We start from the raw sequence: 21,475 nt of genomic DNA, 5'->3' as shown, positions 1-21,475 counted from the left end.
AAAAGTACGTCTTATCACAAAGTAATAAAGACCTTCAAAGTAATAAATATTTCCAATGATGCAAAAAATAAAAAAGTGCGGTCTGGTGAAGGAATAATACTATTTATGTAGAAAGTATTCTCTGAACTAAAATTGTAATGTACGCGACAATTGTATACTACAATTTTAGTTGATAAGGCGTGGTAATGTGGAAGAACCCAAGCCCAAGAAAAAAAATGCACCCTTAATGGCTATTGCCGTTACCACCACCATCGGCACCGAGCTGGCCATCACCGTGCTGTTGGGATTTTACGGGGGCAGGCTGTTGGACCGGCAACTGGGCACCGAGCCCTGGTTTCTGGTGGGAGGTGTGCTGACCGGGGTTGCCGTGGGGATATTCGGTATTATCCAGACCATGCAAAGGTTTTTTAAGAACTGAGGAGTGAAACCGGTTGACAGATCCCACACCCATCAGGGACATAGATTTACAATATGCGCGCACCACCAGGATTACGGCCTTGATTGCCGTGCTGACGCTGCCGGGATTGATTGTCAACCCCGGTGATACGTTGATCCTGGGTTTTATTGTGGGCAGCGTGGCGGGGATTGTCAACTGCTACTTCCTGGTCAGGCGGATGCGCATGCTGGTGGAACTGGTTCTGCAAAAGAACGCCGGCCAGAAGCAGGCCAAAATGTTTATGCGAGCGGGCTTTTACCCGCGCCTGGGCATGATCGTGGCCGTGATCTATTTAGCCAGTAAGGTGGATTTCATAAATGTATACGGTGTCGGGGCAGGGCTTTTGATACCCACGCTCATCACCATCGTGGATGCCAACGTTGCGCTGTACAAGTATTTCGCGGCACGCAATGCCGTTGATAAAATATAAAGAAAATTAATCTATAAAGGGAAAGGGGTGAAAAAAAATTGTCCGCAGCCGCAGCAGCTCATGAAGCAAGCAAAGACATGCTTGCAATGGTGCACGAGAACCTGAATGTTTGGGGATTTCCCCACGAGGCTGTAAATTTCGGTCTGGGTCCCATGAACCTGAAAACACTGGTCATGACCTGGATCGTGATGGCACTGGTCATACTGTTTACAGTTGCAGCCACGCGCAGTATGCAGTTGAAGCGACCAGGCAAGTTGCAATTGATGGTGGAGGAGATGTACAGTTTTTTAAAGGGTCTGGCCTATGAAAACCTGGACCCGAAGAAAGGCGCTTCCCTGATGTGCCTGTTATTCAGTTTGTTTATTTTCCTGCTGTTCTGTAACCTCTGGGGTCTGATCCCAACCATGATGTCTCCCACGGCCGACGTCAATACCACGCTGGGAATGGCCATTGGGGTGTTTATCACGGTCCAGATCCTGGGTTTGTACTACCGCAAGCTTAGCTACTTCAAACACTTCGTAGAACCATTTGTATTCTTCCTGCCGCTGGTTATCATTGAGGAATTGTCCAAGCCGCTGACGCTGGCCTTCCGTCTTTACGGCAATATCTACGCCGGTGAAGTTCTTATAGCGGTTCTGCTGGGGTTGATCCCGCTGACCATAACAATCTTCGGCGGTTTCATCGCTTCGGTGGTGTGGTTGTCTTTCAGTATCTTCGTAGGTTTTATCCAGGCATTTATTTTTACCATGTTGACAATAGCTTACATCGGACAAGTAACCGCCGAGCACCATTAACCGCTGGAAACGTGGAATTGTTGGAATCGCCGGATTTCATCATCGCCGGCATTTAATACCTGTTAACCGCTGCATATCAATTAGCTGATATCTCAATTTAAATAGAGATATGCCACCATAATTTATGATTTGCAATTTTGGGAGAAAGGAGGGGAAAAGTATGGAATTAGCAGGTGCTGCTGCAATCGGTACTGCCCTGGCCGTAGGTTTGGCTGCTATCGGCGCCGGTATCGGTGACGGTCTCGTAACCGGTAAAACTGTTGAGTCTATCGCTCGCCAGCCTGAAATGAGGGGTAACCTGATGACCATGATGTTCATTTCCGTTGGTCTGATCGAGGCGCTGCCCATCATTGCCGTCGTTATTGCATTCATTCTTATGGGTAAAATCGGGTAAGGCCCCCTGTAATGCCAGGCAATATTGTGGCGAAGGCGGGAATAGCGGGTTTTGGTCAACCAGAGCCTGCTATCGCCTTCCTTTTGTCACAATCGAAAGGAAGGAGGGTAAGTTGTGGGTGCTGTAGTTCAGGCGTTAGGCCTTAATAATACTTTGGTGGCGCAAATTTTTAACTTTATCGTGTTGCTCATCTTCCTGCGCATCGTGGTGTATCCTCATATCGTGCGGATACTTGAAGAGCGGCAGAATTATATTGAGAAAAATGTAACCGCCGCCGAGGAAGAAAGAAAGCAGGCCGAGTCCCTGCGCCAGCAATACCTGGCTGAAATGCAAAAAGCCAAGGATGAAGCGCGGGATATCATCCAGAAAGCTACCAAGGCCGGTGAAGAGCAGGCCCGTGAAATCATTGAGGCGGCCAAGGCGGAAGCCAATCGCGTCAAGGAATCGGCACTGCAGGATATCAACAGGGAGAAGGAAAAGGCTGTTGCAGAATTACGCGATCATGTTGCTACATTGTCCATACTGGTTGCCAGTAAAGTTGTCAGCGAGAAAATTACTGCCGATATACAGCGCAGCATGATTGACGAATTTATTAAAGAGGCAGGGGATCTGCCATGCTAAAGGGGGCCGTGGCCGGGCGCTATGCTGAGGCCCTTTATGAAATTGCGGTAACAGCGAAGCTTGTTGACCAACTTGAAGAGGAATTAAAAGCAGTTGTAGGTGTAATCACTGAATCCGACCAGCTGAGGAAAATTCTTTTTCACCCCCGCATTACCGCCGCTGAGAAGAAGGAAGTGCTGGACAGCCTCTTTAAAGGGCGTATATCCGAGGTTGCCATGAGCTTCCTGGGCCTTTTAGTAGAGCGTCACAGGGAAATTTACCTGGCGGACATCACCGAATATTTTACCGGACTGGCCAATAAGGCCCGGAATATAAGCGACGTAAATGTAACCTCGGCGGTGGAGCTCACCAAGGAGGAGAAAAAGCGGCTTGCCGATGCTATGGCCAAATGCACCGGTAAAAAAGTCAGGCTCAGCTATAATGTTGACAAGGGCTTGCTGGGCGGGTTGCTGGTACGCGTTGGCGACAAGGTTATCGACGGTAGTGTGCGCACACGTCTTGAGACCCTGCGCGAACACCTCAGACAAATAAGTTAAGTAGATAGGGGTGAAACAGTAGATGAATTTGCGACCTGAAGAGATCAGTTCGATCATTCGGCAGCAAATTGAGAAATATAAAGCCGAAGTCGAAGTCAGCGACGTTGGTACGGTCATCCAGGTGGGTGACGGTATTGCCAGGGTCTATGGCTTGGAAAAATGTATGGCCAGTGAGCTGCTGGAATTCCCCGGCGGCACCATGGGCATGGCGTTGAACCTGGAAGAGGACAACATCGGTTGCGTGCTTTTGGGTCCCTACACCCACATTAAAGAGGGCGATACTGTTAAGCGGACCGGACGGATTATCTCCGTGCCTGTCGGCGATGCCCTGATCGGCCGCGTGGTTAACCCTCTGGGCCAGCCCATTGACGGTCTTGGCCCCATCAACTCCGATAAGTTCCGCCCGGTTGAGCGTATCGCCCCCGGCGTTATTGAGCGTAAATCAGTTCACCAGCCGCTGCAAACCGGTTTGAAGGCGATCGACTCCATGATCCCGATCGGCCGCGGCCAGCGGGAATTGATCCTGGGCGACCGCCAAACCGGTAAAACAGCTATCGCTGTTGACGCCATCATTAACCAAAAAGGTAAAGACGTTATCTGCATCTACGTTGCGGTGGGCCAGAAAAACTCCACTGTGGCCAACGTGGTGCAAAAACTGAAAGATACCGGAGCTATGGAATACAGCATCGTGGTATCCGCCACAGCGTCCGATCCTGCTCCGCTGCTCTTTATCGCTCCGTTTGCCGGCGCCTCCATGGGTGAAGAGTTCATGGAACAAGGCAAACACGTGTTAATTGTATATGACGATTTATCCAAGCAGGCCTCTGCTTATCGTGAATTGTCACTGCTGCTGCGCCGCCCGCCCGGACGTGAAGCGTACCCGGGTGACGTTTTCAACCTGCACTCACGCCTTTTGGAGCGTGCCTGTAAGCTCAGTGACGCGCTGGGCGCCGGTTCAATGACCGCCCTGCCGATTATTGAAACCCAGGCCGGTGACGTTTCAGCTTACATTCCGACCAACGTTATCTCTATTACAGACGGTCAGATCTATCTTGAACCGGACCTGTTCTACGCCGGTGTCCGTCCCGCCGTTAACGTGGGTATCTCAGTATCCCGTGTGGGTGGCGCCGCCCAGATCAAGGCTATGAAACAAGTCGGCGGTACCCTGCGTCTGGACTTGGCCCAGTACCGTGAGCTGGCTGCTTTCGCCCAGTTCGGTTCCGACCTGGACAAAGCTACCCAGGCCCGTCTGACCCGTGGTGAGCGCATGGTGGAACTGCTCAAACAGGGCCAGTATGTACCGATGGACGTTGAAGACCAGGTTATCTCTATCTTCGCCGGCACCAGGGGCTTCCTGGACGACCTTCCTGTGGAACAGGTGCTGCCGTTTGAAGACGGGCTGATTAAGTTCATTAAGAACAACAAGGCAGATGTCCGCAAGGAACTGAGCGAGAAGCAAGAGATTACCAAGGACCTGGAAGAAAAACTCAGGGCTGCCATTAAAGAATACAAAGAATCATTCGTCAAATAGATTGCCCGGCAGAGTAAACAGCGAGGTGGTGAATTAGTAGATGGCAAACATACGCGACCTCCGGCGCCGTATCAAGAGTATATCCAGTACCCAGAAGATTACCAAAGCGATGAAGGCTGTTTCTGCGGCAAAAATGCGGCGCGCCCAGGAAAATGTTCTGGCTGCCAGGCCATTCGCTAGGCGAGTGCGTGACGTACTGGGCAGGGTGGGATCCGCTTCGGTGGGCTTGAAGCACCCATTGCTGGCAGTGCGCGAAGCCAATAAAGTGGCATATATAGTTGTGACGTCAGACCGCGGACTGTGCGGCGGCTTTAACAGTAACGTCATTAAGAAAGCCGTTCTGGAGATGAAAAACCGCCCGAACCCAGATGTTGTGTGTATCGGACGCAAGGGCAGGGATTTCTTCCGCCGCCGGGATTACAACATAGCCCAGCAGTACGTCGGCATCGGCGAATCGGTCGACGCCGGTTTTGCCCGCGAAGTGGCCAAGTTTGTAATGGATAAATACGCGGCTGAAGAATATGACGAAGTATACCTGGTTTACAGCCAGTTTGTGAACGTGCTTGTACAAAAGCCTGTTGTGCAAAAACTGCTTCCGGTTGAACCACCCGAGGGAGAGGCTGACGGCAAACACGTGGATTACATTTTTGAGCCTGACGCCGAAGTGATAATGGGCCAATTGCTGCCCATGTATGTTGAGAACTCCTTGTTCCAGGCGTTGCTTGAGACCAAGGCCGGCGAGCACAGCGCCCGCATGACCGCCATGGATAACGCAACCAGCAACGCTGCGGATATGATTGACAGGCTAACGCTGACCATGAACCGTGCCCGTCAGGCCGCCATCACCAAGGAAATTTCTGAAATTGTCGGCGGCGCTGCCGCTCTGGAATAGCCGGGGCGGGGGGAAAAAGGAGATTATGAGGCAAAGGAGGTACGGAGTAGCTAATGGCTAACGTAGGTGAAGTAGTACAGGTCATCGGCGTTGTGGTGGACATACGTTTCCCGCCCGGCCAAGTACCTGATATTTATAACGCTGTTAAAATTACCAGTGAAGAAGAGGACGCTTTCGGCAGAAAGATTGACCTCACTCTGGAAGTGGCCCAGCACTTGGGCAACAATATAGTGCGTTCCGTGGCCATGTCCACGACAGACGGCCTGGTGCGCGGTATGAAAGCTGTCGACCTGGGGAAACCCATCAGCGTTCCTGTGGGCAAGCCGGTTCTCGGCCGCCTGGTGGACGTGCTGGGGCAGCCCATTGACGGCAAAGGCCCCATTGTAAGTGATAACGAGTACCCCATCCACCGTCCCGCTCCGGCGCTGGTGGACCAGTCCACCAGGGCGGAACAGCTGGAAACCGGCATTAAGGTTATCGACCTGATGGTGCCGTTCCTCAAGGGCGGTAAGGTCGGTATGTTCGGCGGCGCCGGTGTGGGCAAGACCGTTATCGTTATGGAGCTCATCAACAACATCGCCAAGCAGCACGGCGGTATCTCCGTGTTCGCCGGCGTGGGTGAACGTACCCGTGAAGGTAACGACCTGTATCATGAAATGACTGAATCCGGCGTTTTGGACAAAACCACCATGGTGTTCGGCCAGATGAACGAACCGCCCGGAGTGCGTCTCCGCGTGGCCCTGACAGGCCTGTGCATGGCTGAGTTCTTCAGGGATGAGCAGGGCGCCGACACACTGCTGTTCATCGATAACATTTTCCGTTTCACCCAGGCCGGTTCCGAGGTTTCGGCTCTGCTGGGCCGGATGCCCTCCGCCGTGGGTTACCAGCCCACCCTGGCCACTGAGATGGGCCAGATGCAGGAGCGGATTACATCCACCAAGAAAGGTTCGGTTACATCCGTGCAGGCCGTTTACGTGCCCGCCGACGACTTGACCGACCCCGCCCCGGCGACCACATTCGCCCACTTGGACGCCACCGTCGTTCTGTCCCGTCAGATTGCGGAATTGGGTATTTATCCGGCTGTGGACCCGCTGGACTCCACATCCAGGATTATGGACCCCAACGTTATCGGGCAGGAACACTATGCCACCGCCCGCGGTGTGCAGCAGGTGCTCCAGAGATATAAGGAACTGCAGGACATCATCGCCATTCTGGGTATGGAAGAACTGTCAGATGAAGACAAACTGATCGTGGCCCGGGCCCGGAAACTGCAGCGTTTCCTCTCCCAGCCCTTCCACGTGGCGGAAACGTTCACAGGCTATCCCGGTGCCTATGTTTCACTGAAGGACAGCATCCGCGGCTTCCAGGAAATCCTGGACGGCAAGCATGACGATCTGCCGGAAGATGCATTCTATATGGTGGGAACTATTGAAGAAGCCATAGAGAAAGCAAAACGTCTGGCTGAAGGAAGTGCATAAGTATGGCGGAAGATAAACTGCAATTACTGGAAATTGTTACGCCCGAGCGGAAAGTATACAGCCAGGAAGTGCGGTTTGTGGTGGTGCCCGGCAGTGAAGGCGAATTAGGATTTTTGCCCGACCATGCTCCACTGGTCAGCGCCCTTAAAATTGGGCTGGTCAGAGTGCATCATGAAGGCAAAATTTTAAAAATAGCTGTCAGCGGCGGGTTCGTTGAAGTCCGCAACAGCAGGGTGACCGTACTGGCCAACTCCGCTGAGCGCGAGGACCAAATTGACGTAAAAAGGGCCGAGGCGGCCAAGGAGCGCGCCGAGCGCCGCCTGCAAGGCGGGGGCGACATTGACGTGCTGCGCGCCGAGGCTGCACTGAAGCGTGCAATCAACCGCCTCAAGGCTGTAAGCTGAAAATAATAATATAAATTGCAAAGACCCTCCGGATTAACAGCCGGGGGTTTTTGTTTTTTGGAGATTTTTTATCACTGATGAGGGCGGGTCTGAACACACTGTTTCGAATAAAATTAGGACTAAATATCTAAAAAAATAAGACGCTGGTCCCTATATGGATTTTATATAATAATAAAAGAAAAAATATCAGGAGGGAAAATAAATGAAGCGTGGTTTAATTATTATCTTGGCTTTAATTTTTGCACTTGCGGTGTCAAGCGGCATAGTTTGGGCCAAGCCGGGAAGCAATCATACCGGTGGCGGCAAAAGCAGTTCAACATCTTCGGACAACAGCGCAGGCAGCAGCACTGGTGTGGAAAAGACCGGGATCCAGGATGATAGCGAACAAACAGGCGATAATAAAAACCAAAATACATATGAGAATACATATGAGAAAACCAATCAGCAAAAAACAAAGACAATGGAAAATTACAAAGCAGGCGATAACGTCGAATATGTAACAGAAAAAGGCCTGCACGTGGAGATAAAGGACGGAAAAATTGAGATTACGGATGACGTCCATAAGGCTGGTGCAGATGAACAAGCTTATGAGAAAAAAGCCATGACCGCAAATCAATTCAGACAAAAATATCAGGCTTATAATCAACTAACCGGCGAAGGCGTAGATATAGAGTGCAACTTGTCGGACGTTAAAGATCACTGGGCCGGTGAATCAATTCAAAAAATGGTTGCAATCGGTGCGTTTAACGGATATGAAGACGGTACGTTTAAACCCGATAAAACGCTGACCCAGGCCGAGGCCATTGCGCTGGTGATGAGACTGGCTGAGAAGGATGCGCCGGCGGAAGGTACAGTAGAAAACGGCCAGAATACGGGAGACGATACGGCGGCGCAGGAAGAAAACGGTGATTTTGAAAAAGTCCCTGAATGGGCCAGGGAAGCAGTGCGCAAGGCCGCCCAGCTTAGAATCGTCAATATGAGTCGCTTTCACTCGGAAGTCCAGGCAACAAGGGCACAGGTGGCGGTCAGCCTGGCCATGGCCTTGCAGCTGCAGCCTGTGACAGCTAACGATGTCCCATTTACGGACGGCTTAAAGATATCAAAGGAAGATTTGGGATATATCCTGGCGCTGTATAACGATGGAATAATGAAAGGAAGCCCGGACGGTAAATTCAATCCCGACAGCGCAATAACCAGGGCGGAAATGGCAGCTATAATGGAAAGGCTGATTGAGAGAAGCGCTGAAAATGCTGAAAACAGTGAAACCGGTTCTGTTGCAGACGGAAACAATAATCAAGCCGGTGATACAGGTGAGACTGTGGCAACAGACAATTCAGAAACAACCGGTGGAAACGGAAATACTGCGGAAACCGCCGAAAGCTTGCAATGAGCGCTGAAACCGTTATAACAAATCGAATAAAGGTATAACGGCATGTAGCTATTTTAGAAAAAAAGCCCCGGTACGCCGGGGTTTTTAAATAATCGTATTTCAATACCTTAAATTGGCAACAATAGGTAACAAAGCAACGTTCAAGGAGATTTTTTGGTGACAAAACTGGTAATCAGGGGTGGCAAACCGCTGTACGGTAAAATAAGGGTCAGCGGTTCCAAGAATGCTGTGCTGCCCATTATCGCTGCATGTCTTTTACCCGGCTCGCCGTGCATTCTGGAAGATGTGCCAGACCTTGCCGATGTCCACATCATATGCAGGGTTTTGGAGACGCTGGGAGCCGGCATTACCTGGCTCGACAGCAGCACATTAATTATAGAACCGCCGGAAAAGCCCGGCACCGAGGCGCCATATGAATTTGTCCGGAAAATGAGGGCTTCCTTTCTGGTTATGGGGCCGCTCTTAGCCCGTACCGGAATTGCGTCCATATCATTACCGGGCGGTTGTGCCATCGGCAGCAGGCCGGTTGACCTGCACTTAAAAGGCTTCAGCACGCTGGGAGCACGTATTGAACACGGCTACGGCAGCGTCCTTGCCGAAGCGGGAGTAAATGGCTTGAAGGGCGATAGGATTTACCTTGACTTTCCCAGTGTCGGCGCTACGGAAAATATTATGATGGCCGCGGTTATGGCGGACGGGCAAACAATTATCGAAAACGCCGCAGAAGAGCCGGAGGTGGTGGATCTGGCCAATTTTATCAACGCTATGGGCGGCAAAATAAAGGGCGCCGGCACCAAGGTAATTAGAATCAACGGGGTAAAGGAATTGCACGGCGTTACTCACCCGGTTATACCGGACCGGATTGAAGCCGGTACATATATGGTGGCCGGGGCCATTACCGGCGGGGATATAACAGTGGAAAATGTGATCCTTGATCACTTAAAGCCGGTTACCGCGAAGTTAAAAGAGATGGGTATACAGGTTCAGGAACTGGAAAACGGAGTCAGGGTGACAGCAAGTGAGCAGTACCACGCTGTTGATGTTAAAACAATGCCTTATCCCGGCTTTCCCACAGACATGCAGCCGCAGATGATGGCTTTGATGACGGGGGCGAGAGGCACTGGAATCATCACCGAAACAGTTTTTGAAAACCGGTTTATGCATGTTGGAGAGTTAAAACGCATGGGCGCCAGGATCAAAGTAGAGGGCAGGATGGCGGTGACTGAAGGGCCTGTCAGGCTGACCGGGGCTTATGTTAAGTCCACCGATTTAAGGGCGGGGGCGGCCATGGTGTTGGCGGGCCTCAGCGCCAGAGGCGAGACCGTCGTGGGCAATATTGAACACATTATGAGAGGCTATGAAAAACTAACTGAAAAATTAAAAGCGGTCGGCGCTGACCTTGAATATCGCGCTTAATAGACCCCGGTATAAACCTTCAACTTGTCGGCGATAATAGGTAATAAATGCCATTAATGGGTAATATAAATGATTATCCAGGTACTCAGAATTCAGAAGTCAGAATATTACGAGACGATAAACCGATCTCTTATGCTGACTCCTGACTCCTGACTACTGAGTAAGAAACACAGGCAGAAGGTGACGCCTTTGCGTAAGGTATTTGTTTTTACTTTGCTGATAGCAGCAATGCTGGCCCTGGGATTACCCTGGGCTGCCCGCAAGCTGGCTCAACCGCCGCTGGATAATGAGGGCACAATGGTTCGCCTCTACAGGCATTCGACCGGCGAGATTATCTCAATTCCACTGGAAGAATACGTTACCGGCGTGGTGGCCGCCGAAATGCCGGCCGAATTTCCCGCAGAAGCGCTTAAAGCCCAGGCTGTGGCCGCGCGAACTTACATTTACAAAAGAATGGCGGGCGGGGGCGTGATCAACGGCTGCAAGGAGGGCGCGGATACGTGTGACGACCCGGCCCACGCCCAGGCCTGGCTGCCTGCTGAAGAAATGAAAAAGCGTTGGGGCAAGGTCAATTACTATCGTTATTATTACAAGATACGCATGGCTGTAGATGCCACTGCGGGAGAAATAATTACCTACAACGGGCAGCCCATTGACCCGGTCTTTCATGCTTCCTGCGGCGGGTGGACTGAAAATTCCGGTGATGTCTGGAAATATGACGTGCCATACCTGAAAAGCGTGGCCTGCCCTTATGACGCCGACCCCGAGCCGGAGCGCCGGGTGACGTTTAGTTTGTCCCAGCTATCAAAAGCAGTTGGCGTCGACCAGCAGGCCATAGCAGTGTCCACAGGACAAAGGGACAACATGTTCCAGGTATTGGAGCGAACAGCAACCGGCAGGCCCAAAACACTGGTGGTCGGCGACCGGTCAAAAATTGCCGCCACAGACATCAGGCGCATGCTAAACTTGCGTTCAACCAATTTTACCATCACCTCAGCTGGAAATAAGGTTACATTTACGACGAGGGGTTACGGGCACGGTGTGGGAATGTGCCAGTACGGAGCAAAGGGATTCGCCGAACATGGTTATGACTACAAAAAAATAATCAAGCACTATTATACGGGAGTGGAAATAAACAGCATTTTCAACAAATGACAAAAACCCCGTGTGATTTCTGTAGGGGCGGGCGAGTGGCCCGAGGATTTACGCAGGGACGGACACTGTCCGCCCGCGCAAACAGCACCAAAAACCCCTGTCATTGCTGCAATCTCGCAATAAAAATCGCATAATATGTAACAAAAAATTGAAAACTCCAAGAATATACCAGGCATAAAAAATCAACCAAAAGCCACAATAAATTTAACTCCAACTTTATATACACGGGGGTGTTATTGATGTGGCCCTTCCAAAAAAGGCTTGGCAACCAGGACCCGGTGGAGAAATACAAACGCTGGCTAAAGCGCTGGCTGCTAGGGCCTGGTAACAACAGGCATAATGATGCCGGGTATGGCTTAATCCAAATGCTGCCCCTAAATCAGGGGTGTTTTTATTTTTGGAGAAAACAATTTTTTTATTCTCCCCGCATATAATGTAACAAATGCCCGGGGAGGTAAAGCAATGCAGGAATATATTCAAAAGCGGGTGCTGGAAATCTGCTCCTATATCCTTGAATCCCAGGCCACTGTCCGCCAGGCCGCGCTGGTCTTTGGCGTGAGTAAAAGCACAGTGCATAAAGACATGACGGAAAGGCTCCCTTCATTAAATAAAGAGCTGGCCAACCAGGTTAAAAAAGTCTTGGATTTTAATAAGGCCGAGAGGCACCTGCGCGGCGGCGAAGCTACCAGAAAAAAATACCGGGAAAAACAATAACAAAAATATCATATCCTGGAGGAATTTGTCCCCAATAGTAGAAGTATTAGTAGCGGTAAGCTTGTCCCTAAAGATAATAAATACGTAGTGCCATCATTAATTTATGGATAGTGCTTTAAATAATTAATTAAATATATTGGACAAGCAGCATTAAAAGAGTTTGGAAAGGGGACAGTGAAGTTCCGCATGAGCGCTGATATTGGTATAGATTTAGGAACGGCTAACGTTCTGGTATATGTTAAAGGTCGGGGTATAGTTTTAACAGAACCTTCGGTGGTGGCTATGGATAAATCCTCGGGCAAAGTGATCGCCGTAGGTTCCGAAGCCAGGCGCATGCTGGGCCGAACTCCAGGCAATATTGTGGCCATCCGCCCGCTGCGCAGCGGTGTGATTGCCGATTATGACGTAACGGAAAAAATGCTGCGTTACTTTATAGAAAAAGCAGTGGGAAGAAAACTGTTTTTCAAACCCCGGGTGATGGTCTGCATTCCATCGAGTGTTACCGGGGTGGAGGAGCGCGCGGTTAAACAGGCCACCGTTCAGGCAGGCGCGCGCCAGGCCCACGTGATAGAGGAGCCGCTGGCCGCGGCGCTCGGCGCCGGTCTCGACATCTCACAGCCCGGCGGCACCATGGTTGTCGACATCGGCGGCGGTACCACGGACGTTGCCGTATTATCCCTTGGCGGAATCGTACAAAGCGTTTCCCTGCGGGTCGGCGGTGACAAGTTTGACGAGGCTATAGTCAAATACGTCCGGCGGGTATACAACCTGGCCATAGGGGAACGCTCGGCGGAAGAGATTAAAATGGAAATTGCCAGCGCTTGTCCCAATGGCGCGCCGTCTGAAATGCGGGTCAGGGGCCGTGATCTGATAGACGGCCTGCCTAAAGAAGTTACCGTGTCAAGTGATAATATCTATGAGGCGATCAAGGAAAACCTTACCCTGGTGGTGGGCGCGGTTAAAGAAGTGCTTGAAAAAACCCCGCCGGAGTTGGCTGCGGATATAGTATACAAGGGCATCGTACTGACCGGCGGCGGCGCACTTTTGAGCGATTTGGACAAGCTTATAGCCAGGGAAACCGGCTTGAACGTGTTTATTGCGGAAGACCCCCTCTCCTGTGTGGCTATAGGGACCGGCAGGGCGCTGAACATGTTGAACGTGTTGAACGCTCAACATAAACGCAGGATGATACGCAAAGTAATCAAGCAGAAAGTATATGCAGGATAAACGGGCGAACTATAAGGAAAGAATTATTTAAACACAAACCGTAAGCGGGCAATTAAAAAGCTAATAGTTGCTTGCTTTTTTTTGCCCTTTTTTTAAAGAATTGTAGGGAACAATTTTTTCTTAGAGTCGTCTATTAACCTGATATAAAAAAGATAAAAATGATTTGTTGATTACGGGCACAAGGGGAATGCGCAACGCGTGTAGGGAACTGTTGGAGTGCCGGATACGAGTAACATGAAAATTTTTCTGGTTAGTTAATATTGTTAAATATTTACCAGGTTAACAAACAGGGAATTTAAAAGGTTTTGTGGAAAATAAAATACATGCAAAAACATTAATCATTAATAGCCGGGACAATGGAAAGACATAATCTTTGAATAACAAAAAACGTTGTGAGGCTGGTGATAGCACGGTAAAGTTAAGTCGTATAATGTTAATTGTATCCGTTTTTGCACTTGGTATGGCGCTATGGTCGGGTATTGGTGGCCGGCAGGGCGCAATAAACTATGACAACGAAACCGGCGGGACAACTGGACCGGATCATGATCTTGCAATGTATGCAATAAATTTACAAAGGCCGCTTGACAGCAATGAAAAAAAACTTCTCGCCGAAAAGGTGAACTGGATGGGAACTCTAAACGGCGAGACCTTGCTGGTGCGGGTCAGGCCCGAACAAAAACCGGAGCTGCAAAAATTGCCCTATGTTAAAAAAATTACTGAATACAATTCCAAGCAAAAATTACAGCACCCGTCGTTAAGCCAGGCACAGGACAGACAACAAGCACCTGAAAACAGCAGTGGTAAAATTTACAAAAATAATACAAAACCGGTAGCTTATATTGTTACCCTGACCGGTGCGGTAGACAAACCCGAAACTATACGGCTGGTAGAAAACTTGGGCGGGCGGGTACTGGACGGCGCTGCGGTCGGCGGCCGCTATCTGAAGGTAGAATTACCATGTGACACGGTTGGTGAATTGGCTGCCTCGCCGCTTGTGCTGTATGTGCAAAAATACGAACAACCTGAATTGTTAAATGACCGGGCCAGGGATATAGTTGGGGCCAGGCCACTGGCTATTCCGAGTTTTGTCACTCCGAGCAGGCTGAACGGGGCAGGGGTAACCATCGGGCTGGCGGACAGCGGGCTGGACACCGGTTCGATGACCAATATCCATACTGATTTGCAATCCGATCCCGGTAAAAAGCCCCGGGTAATTCTGCTAAAATCCTGGGCCGGGGTTAAAAACCCAGCCGACACCAACGGGCACGGCACCCATATGGCTGGCACCCTGGTCGGCAGCGGCAAGGCTTCCAATGGAAAATACGCCGGCCTGGCTCCCGGGGCCAGCCTGTACTTTCAGGGCATCGTGGACAAAAACGGTAACACCGCTCCGCCTCTGGACCTGCAGGAACTTTTCGGGCCGGCCTATAGCGCCGATGTGCGCGTACATGTAGACGGCTGGGGCAAAAAGCAAAATGCATATGACAGCTCGGCTGCCCAGATAGATGAATTCGTGCGCAATCATCAGGATTTTCTCGCTATCTTCGGTGCGGGCAATTCCGGCCCCCAGGCAGATGGCCTCACTGCCGAGGCCAACAGTAAAAACGCCTTGGTTGTAGGCGCTTCGATCAGCCCCAGGCCGGCGTTTGAAAGTGATATGGGTGGCGCCGGCGAAGTAGCGGTATTCTCCAGCCGGGGCCCCACTGTTGACGGGCGCATCAAGCCGGAGCTGGTAGCTCCCGGCACCTCCATAATTTCCACAGCCTCCCGGCTGGTGGCTGGGAACCTGTCTGGACGTCCCGCATACACGGTGATGCAGGGAACAAGTATGGCTTCAGCCGTTACCGGCGGTGCCGCAGCGCTGCTGCGCCAGTATTTGCAAAAATATAGCGGCTTTCAGAATCCCTCGGCCGCCCTGATGAAAGCTATCTTAATCAACGGCGCGCAGCATTTGGACGCAAATCCCGCAGCAGCCGGTTTTGGTCAGTTGGATATAGGCAGCACGGTTATAGCCCTGCAAAACAAACTTTTCGAACTGGTGGACGATAAAAAAGGACTGGCTACAGGCGGCAGTAAGGTATTGGAAAAAAAGATCACTTACTCCGGGTCACCGTTCAAGGCGACCCTTTCCTGGACAGACCCCGCGGCGGAGCCGGGTGCCGGTACAACTTTGGTTAATAACCTGGATCTGGAGGTTATCTCCCCCGATGGACAAATATATTATGGAAATGATTTTGACCACCGGGGCAAAATGGACAGTCGCAACAATGTGGAGCAGGTTTATATACCTAATCCCAAACCGGGGGAATACAAAATCGTGGTGCGCGGCCGGTCGATTTTAGAAGATACCTCCAGAGAAGAAGGGGTGACGCAGGATTTTGCGCTGGTTTTCGGCCAGCCTCCGGGCAGGGAGACACTTGCCGGGGACAACCGGGCTGCCTTGCCGTCTGAAACTGTTGCGGCTGTAGATGACCGGCTGCTCCAGGACGGCGAGGAAATCCCGGCCGGCGCTGATCTTTACTTGGTAGAACGGCCTGGTACCGGTTCCCTCAAAGCATATATTGTGGGCCGCACCTGGCAGGCGTCCGGGATAAAAGAAATGGAAGGAGAAGGTAAAAAAATTCTGGTGCGTATTAACCAGAATTACCGGGAAGGCGGCTACACCATTAACCCGGAAGCTAAAAATGCCCTGCTCGTCAACGGCCGGACCATGCCGGCGGAGCAGGCGGTTCCTCCGGGCAGCAGCGTGTCGGCCGATATCAATCCACATGACCAGACTATCTGGCGGGCAAGCGTTGCCAGCCTGGAAACAGAAGGTGTTCTGGCCGGCATTGACCGCGAAAACAACAGCATAAAATTGTTGGAAGGGAAGCAAACATTCAGCCTGAACCGGGAAGCCTCGATAGATTTTACCGATGTCATAATGGACGGGGATGCGGCTGATTTGCCCTTCGGTGCCGCCGCTAACGCAGACTTAGATAATCTTTTGCCGGGTATGCCGGTACAAATTACTCTGGGGTCGGATGGAATGGTCTATCACCTGGCGGTAAAGCGTTACCTGACTCTGGGGCAGATAGTCGGAGTGGATCGCGGTTCAGGATATATAACTTTGGCTTCCGGCAGCCGGTATCACATTATGGCGGGCATATCCATCACCAGGGACCAGAAGCCGGCTGCGCTTGAAGCGCTGAAAGAAGGGGACCTGGCCATTATCAACCTGGCTCCGGGTTCCACCGAAGCGCTGGGTGTTGCTGCTTTTTCTGATGTGAGTTACGGCCAGGTTATTTTTGCGGAAAAAGATACGCTGTATTTGCTGGACAGCAGAAAAGGCTTTAAATATTTAAACTTATCTCCCGAAACCCAGCTGTACAGGTGGGGTATGCCCGCAGGCATTTCCATATTAAACCCCGGCCAATGGGTGCGGGTTGCGCTAAACCCAGCCACGGGCGCGGTATGGCGGGTGGATATTGCTGAGACTGCCGAAAGGGTGAAAAGTGTTTTGAAAGCTTATATCCCGGGGCAGGGAATACAACTTGACAATGGACAAACATTACTTCTCAGTTCATTTGCCGCGATAACTAAAAATGGCTACACCGTTAAATTCAGAGATTTGCTGCCTGGAGAGCAGGTTACAATTACTGCTCTTTATACTCCGGACGGCAAGCAGGTTGTTGCTGTCCTGGCGGCGGAAACCCGTAAAGGGGTCGATCCACCTTTGTTAAAGATAATTTCCACTATACCATATGAAAAATTCTCGCTGGTTACCGGCAAAACCACCGCCACCCGCCTTTATGCCCGGTATCCGGGGGGCGACTGCAAAGAGCTGGAAATTAATGCATCCGGAGCGTTTTACTACCCGGCCAAAGCTGGCGAGGCGGAAGATGTTCAACTGGTAGCCGTGGACGGGACAACCGGAGGGGTGGCCGGACTCCAGCTGAATTTCGCCCGCCGGCAAAAGGGATTTACCGATATCAGCGGGCACTGGGCGGAGACGGATATTCGCCGCATGGTATCGCGGGGCATGATAAACGGTTACCCGGACGGCACATTCCGGCCGGACAATTCCGTTACCCGGGGCGAGTTTGCCGTATTGCTTTCCAGGCTGCTGGGGCCGGGCAGTCCCGGGGCGAATTTGCCGTACAGGGATGCGGCGTCTATACCGGACTGGGCGAGGAATGCCGTAACAATGGCTTACAGCAGGGGGCTGGCCGTAGGCTATGAGGATAATACCTTCCGCCCGCAGGCACGAATAACCAGGGAAGAGGCCGCGGCGCTGCTGGCGCGCGCTTATGGCATGCTTGAAGGCTTGCCGCAAAACCCGCGGAAAGAACCGGACTATGCGGATTGGGATAAAGTTTCAAGTTGGGCAAGAAAAAGCGTTAGTATGTCCAGGTCATTGGGGCTGCTATCGGGAAAACCAGGCAATTTATTTGCTCCCGGTAGCTATATAACACGGGCGGAAACGGTTGCCGCCTTGAACAGGCTGCTGGATTCTGTAACAAGCATTGCAAACGAACCAGACCAGTTGCAATAACCAGGTTTCAATCATTATCTGCCTGGCCGCCATGGCGGCCAGGGGGAGTTAATTATCAAAAACAAGGCAGGAGTCTACTATTATAAAAACTCCTGCCTTGTCGTAGTTTTAATTATCCAGCCATAGTATAATGGTATCAGTATTCGCTTCCTGATCCCAATCTTTTAGCTGCGCTTCAATGCCTGCCATCTTAATCTTTAATTGTTCCTGTTCCACCGGGCCGGAATTTTCCAGTTGGGCAGACAGTGACTGGTATTGTTCGACCTTTTCTTTGTAACGCGCGTTGATATCGATCCGCTGGGTATCGCTGTTCAACACTTGGCCAAGCTTTTTAAGATTATCCAGCAGGCTGACGGAAATACTGTTGCCCGTTACTATCTTTAAAGTTTCCTGGTTCCCTGCGGGTGTATACTCAGACCCAAAAACCTCATACGAGGCCCCGGAGCTGTTGATAAGCGCCAGTGCCTGACGGTGGGCGGCCTGTAAATCATCAACTTTTACTTTTAAAAAAGTGCGATCCAATACTCGATTTTTGTCCGTGCTCAACAATACATATTGCTGCGGGTCAGCACCCTTAACAGCGGGTTTGGAAACTGATTCCGACTCGGTATCGGGCGTTGCCTGGCTGTTTTGGGCCTCACCCTGATGGGCGCCGGGTTCATTATTATTCATATGGTTATTATTGCTGGCATCGTGCTGTGCTTTGCCGGGGTCTGCATTTGTATCACCCGGCTGTACAGCTGGGCCCGCATGTTCACCCGTTACGTTGTCCCGGGGGGTGTTTGCGGTTACATCTTGACCAATGTTGCTTTGAATTTTGTTATAAATCATCCGGACCGGGTTAGTCTTGCCGTTGCTTAGCAACTGTCCGGCCACATTACCGTCCCAATACATGTAGGCTCCCGCGGATCCCAGCGCCACGATCATAAAGGCGGCAGCCGCTGCGAAATTGCGTTTCCACCCGGTGAACAATCTTGCCGTGATGGTTCTACGCTGCGACGGCAACTGACTCATAACCACGCCGGCGAACCCGGGCGGGGCTTTGACGCTTGGCACGCCTTCCCTTAGAGCATTGCCGGTCTCCCGCCAAAAAGCAGCCTCTGCATTACATTCATCACAGGTAGTAACGTGTTTTTCAATTTGCCCGGCTGTGCCGGTATCCAATTCGCCGTCCAGCCATTCCGGTATTAGCTGCTGAATTTGCATGCAATTCACTGTTATTCACCTCCCCGGAGCAAAATCATTGGAGCTGATTAAATTTAAGGAAGGTTATCCTTACCGCTGCAGGCAGCCTGAAATAATTGCTTTTTTAGGGCCAGGCGAGCCCGGTTGATGCGGGACTTAACGGTGCCCAGGGTGCAGTCCAACATTTGCGCTATTTCCTCGTAAGAATAACCCTGCATTTCCCTTAACACGAGCACCGCCCTGTGCTCCTCGGACAGTTTCCACAGCGCATCACGTACCATACTGCGGAATTCTTTTTTTTCAAATGCTTCTTCGGGATTTTCGGTACCAGAGGCCACCAAGCGGGGCATTTCACCCTCCCCGGTTTGCACCGGTTTGTCGAGGTAAACCTCGGGTCTCTTTTTGCGCCTTTCATTAATATAAAGGTTTACTGTAATGCGGTGCAGCCAGGTCCCGAAATCAGCCTCGTTGCGAAACCCCGGTAAAGCCCGGTAGGCTTTTATAAATACATTTTGGGCCAGATCCTGCGCATCGGCGTAATTGCCTGTGAGTTGGTAACTTAGTGCAAAAATTTTATCCTGGTACAGAGTCACCAGTTGCTCAAAGGACCTGGTGTCACCCTTTTGGGATCTCTTTACCAGGAGCTTTACGTTATCCAAAGGGACGATCCCCCTCGAGCTCCAGCTCCGGACACTTCTTAGACACATATGCAATATAAAAAGTTCCGGCAGCGGGCACTATTTTAACTTATTTTAAAAAAAATGGCAAAACTAAAAAAGATAAATAATTAATCTAATAAATAATTTACTTTAAAACATTAAATTTATCAAAGGTTACCGTTGCCTGCCCGCCCTGATATTTCAATAGTTAAATAAAACAGGCCGTCTGCATTAAATGTTAAAGGCTTGCCGCAAGCCGGTCAGCAATGTTCCCCTCACATTATAACGCTATTAATTATGGAAATAAAAAATTTTAATTTTGCTATTCCACCTGGAACTTTTATTGAGACCGCCGTGTCTAAATAAACGGGTGCAAAACAAAGAAATCCAAAAGCACCAAACTAACGAAAATTATTAAATAGGCAGAAAAAAACCAGGTAATTGGAACTTTTACATTTGATTGCGTGTCTAATTAATCAGGTGGAAACAGACAGGCATTGAAAAAATTAAGCAAAACTGTTTAGATTGTGAAGCCTAGTAACATTACAATGCGAGTAAGCGGAGCGGTCGCTTCTCTAACGGAACCGCCAAGCAATAAACCTGGAAGATCCTGCTATTGAGAGCGGGAAAGGCTTCACGGCAGCAAGTTAACCGATACCTGTTTAAGGGGGGATGTGCAACCAAACGTTAAACTTCATTAGAACTAGGCCCAAGGGCCGAAATATTAATTTTTAAGGAGGGAAACAAATTTGTTAAAGCTACGCAATAAGAGATTTTGCTTGGTAATGACTCTTGTGTTCGCGCTCACCATGGTATTCCCGTTTGCGGCATTTGCTAGCAGTACAGAGGTGTTATCAACACCGACCGTTAATGATGATTCAATTGTACCTCTCGGTACAGTATTCATTCAGAACACTGCTGGAAAAATTAAGGATGGGGATTCTTTTACCATCTCTCTTCCGAAAGATTTTAAGTTTATGGAGAATGATACGACTGAAACTGATTGGTCAGTGCATGATGCAACTTATTCAAAGCTAGGCGGAACAAAAAACAACATTACAATACCTGCTAATTACCTTTCCGACAACAATGGTTTTACAGGTAAGTCAACATTTACTGTAACCAAGCTTGATAAAAACGAATTAAAGGTAACGGTAAATGGCGATCCTGATACCAGTTTGGATACCTATATGTTTATTAACCTTGGCGGAATATATGTTGACAGCGGATTTGACGGCGATATTACCTTAAATATAAGCGCTCCCAGCGGCAGCGGTTTTTCGAGTGAAAGATTAGTCGTTGGTCGCGTTGGATCCGGTGACGTTGACATCGTAGTAACAGATGACCCCACATTCAGCGACAACGACACGACAACCATTCGTGTTGATGAATCAGTAAACGACACCCTGGACAACGAAGCCGAGAGCCTGAAATTCACCCTTCCGAACGGTTTTGAGTGGGGCGCAGTATCCAAAGTAACCGTACTTTGGGGCGAAGCCAGCGTAAAAGTTAACAATGGTGCAACCCAAACCATCTCCGGCGCTCAATTGGAGAACGTGCTTAAAGCAGCATTTACTGCCGACAATAAGAAACTCAAATTAAACCTGGCAAGCATCAAATACGATATTAACGGTGACGGAACTGTTGATACCCTTACCGAATTCAGCAGTACCAAAGCC

The 21,475-nt window shown here is 50.3% G+C and carries 18 protein-coding genes and 1 pseudogene; 17 read left to right on the top strand and 2 right to left on the bottom strand.

The genetic code is table 11. The features are described from left to right. Positions 1–187: 187 nt before the first annotated feature. The 16 genes from H569_RS0106740 (at position 188) to H569_RS21240 (ending at position 17,952) form a co-directional block, all read left to right on the top strand. The gene (locus tag H569_RS0106740; RefSeq protein WP_081410905.1) at positions 188–418 is read left to right on the top strand and encodes an AtpZ/AtpI family protein; all 231 of its coding nucleotides are present in this window, start codon (positions 188–190) and stop codon (positions 416–418) included. Between the two features lie 13 nt (positions 419–431). Beyond that, positions 432–866, top strand: a complete 435-nt coding sequence (locus tag H569_RS0106735; RefSeq protein WP_027364374.1) for an ATP synthase subunit I — start codon at positions 432–434, stop codon at positions 864–866. A 77-nt stretch (positions 867–943) separates the two neighbouring features. Beyond that, a complete protein-coding gene (gene atpB, locus H569_RS0106730) occupies positions 944–1,660 on the top strand; it encodes a F0F1 ATP synthase subunit A (RefSeq protein ID WP_051273403.1) in 717 nt (238 codons plus the stop codon). Between the two features lie 160 nt (positions 1,661–1,820). Next, entirely contained in the window at positions 1,821–2,054 is a 234-nt protein-coding gene (gene atpE / locus H569_RS0106725) for a F0F1 ATP synthase subunit C (RefSeq protein ID WP_027364372.1), read from the top strand. Positions 2,055–2,168: 114 nt separating this feature from the next. Next, complete coding sequence (gene atpF, locus H569_RS0106720; protein ID WP_027364371.1) at positions 2,169–2,675, top strand: F0F1 ATP synthase subunit B; 507 nt, start codon at positions 2,169–2,171, stop codon at positions 2,673–2,675. Continuing rightward, positions 2,669–3,211, top strand: a complete 543-nt coding sequence (locus H569_RS0106715) for a F0F1 ATP synthase subunit delta (protein ID WP_027364370.1) — start codon at positions 2,669–2,671, stop codon at positions 3,209–3,211. The genes atpF and H569_RS0106715 overlap by 7 nt, the downstream gene beginning before the upstream one ends. Positions 3,212–3,233: 22 nt before the next feature. Then, on the top strand, positions 3,234–4,742 hold the full coding sequence (gene atpA / locus H569_RS0106710; protein WP_027364369.1) for a F0F1 ATP synthase subunit alpha: 1,509 nt from the start codon (positions 3,234–3,236) through the stop codon (positions 4,740–4,742). 40 nt (positions 4,743–4,782) lie between these two features. Continuing rightward, positions 4,783–5,634, top strand: coding sequence for an ATP synthase F1 subunit gamma (gene atpG / locus H569_RS0106705; RefSeq protein ID WP_027364368.1), 852 nt, complete (start codon positions 4,783–4,785; stop codon positions 5,632–5,634). A gap of 53 nt (positions 5,635–5,687) precedes the next feature. Continuing rightward, on the top strand, positions 5,688–7,112 hold the full coding sequence (gene atpD, locus H569_RS0106700; protein ID WP_027364367.1) for a F0F1 ATP synthase subunit beta: 1,425 nt from the start codon (positions 5,688–5,690) through the stop codon (positions 7,110–7,112). Between the two features lie 2 nt (positions 7,113–7,114). Then, positions 7,115–7,516: a F0F1 ATP synthase subunit epsilon gene (locus tag H569_RS0106695; RefSeq protein WP_027364366.1), complete on the top strand. Its 402-nt coding sequence runs from the start codon at positions 7,115–7,117 to the stop codon at positions 7,514–7,516. 202 nt (positions 7,517–7,718) lie between these two features. Next, complete coding sequence (locus H569_RS0106690) at positions 7,719–8,906, top strand: S-layer homology domain-containing protein (RefSeq protein ID WP_027364365.1); 1,188 nt, start codon at positions 7,719–7,721, stop codon at positions 8,904–8,906. A 156-nt stretch (positions 8,907–9,062) separates the two neighbouring features. Further along, on the top strand, positions 9,063–10,322 hold the full coding sequence (gene murA / locus H569_RS0106685; protein ID WP_027364364.1) for a UDP-N-acetylglucosamine 1-carboxyvinyltransferase: 1,260 nt from the start codon (positions 9,063–9,065) through the stop codon (positions 10,320–10,322). Positions 10,323–10,511: 189 nt separating this feature from the next. Then, a complete protein-coding gene (gene spoIID, locus H569_RS0106680; protein WP_027364363.1) occupies positions 10,512–11,477 on the top strand; it encodes a stage II sporulation protein D in 966 nt (321 codons plus the stop codon). Positions 11,478–11,939: 462 nt separating this feature from the next. Further along, the gene (spoIIID, locus tag H569_RS0106670) at positions 11,940–12,191 is read left to right on the top strand and encodes a sporulation transcriptional regulator SpoIIID (RefSeq protein ID WP_027364361.1); all 252 of its coding nucleotides are present in this window, start codon (positions 11,940–11,942) and stop codon (positions 12,189–12,191) included. A gap of 186 nt (positions 12,192–12,377) precedes the next feature. Then, positions 12,378–13,418 carry a rod shape-determining protein MreB gene (gene mreB / locus H569_RS0106665; protein WP_034629809.1) on the top strand — a complete coding sequence of 347 codons (1,041 nt, stop codon included), beginning with the start codon at positions 12,378–12,380 and terminating at the stop codon, positions 13,416–13,418. Positions 13,419–13,791: 373 nt separating this feature from the next. Next, positions 13,792–17,952: an S-layer homology domain-containing protein gene (locus tag H569_RS21240; protein WP_157833476.1), complete on the top strand. Its 4,161-nt coding sequence runs from the start codon at positions 13,792–13,794 to the stop codon at positions 17,950–17,952. Positions 17,953–18,060: 108 nt separating this feature from the next. Here H569_RS21240 and H569_RS0106655 read toward each other — a convergent pair whose 3' ends face one another. Continuing rightward, positions 18,061–19,158 carry a zf-HC2 domain-containing protein gene (locus tag H569_RS0106655; protein WP_238492490.1) on the bottom strand — a complete coding sequence of 366 codons (1,098 nt, stop codon included), beginning with the start codon at positions 19,156–19,158 and terminating at the stop codon, positions 18,061–18,063. Between the two features lie 53 nt (positions 19,159–19,211). Continuing rightward, positions 19,212–19,796, bottom strand: a complete 585-nt coding sequence (locus H569_RS0106650; RefSeq protein ID WP_027364358.1) for a sigma-70 family RNA polymerase sigma factor — start codon at positions 19,794–19,796, stop codon at positions 19,212–19,214. A gap of 749 nt (positions 19,797–20,545) precedes the next feature. Between H569_RS0106650 and H569_RS0106645 the strand changes: the two are divergent. Beyond that, positions 20,546–21,475: pseudogene (locus H569_RS0106645) on the top strand (hypothetical protein); the annotation flags it as partial.

Source organism: Desulfotruncus alcoholivorax DSM 16058 (assembly GCF_000430885.1).
Classification (GTDB): Bacteria; Bacillota; Desulfotomaculia; order Desulfotomaculales; family Desulfallaceae; genus Desulfotruncus; species Desulfotruncus alcoholivorax.
This window is presented reverse-complemented; position numbering and strand designations above follow the sequence as displayed.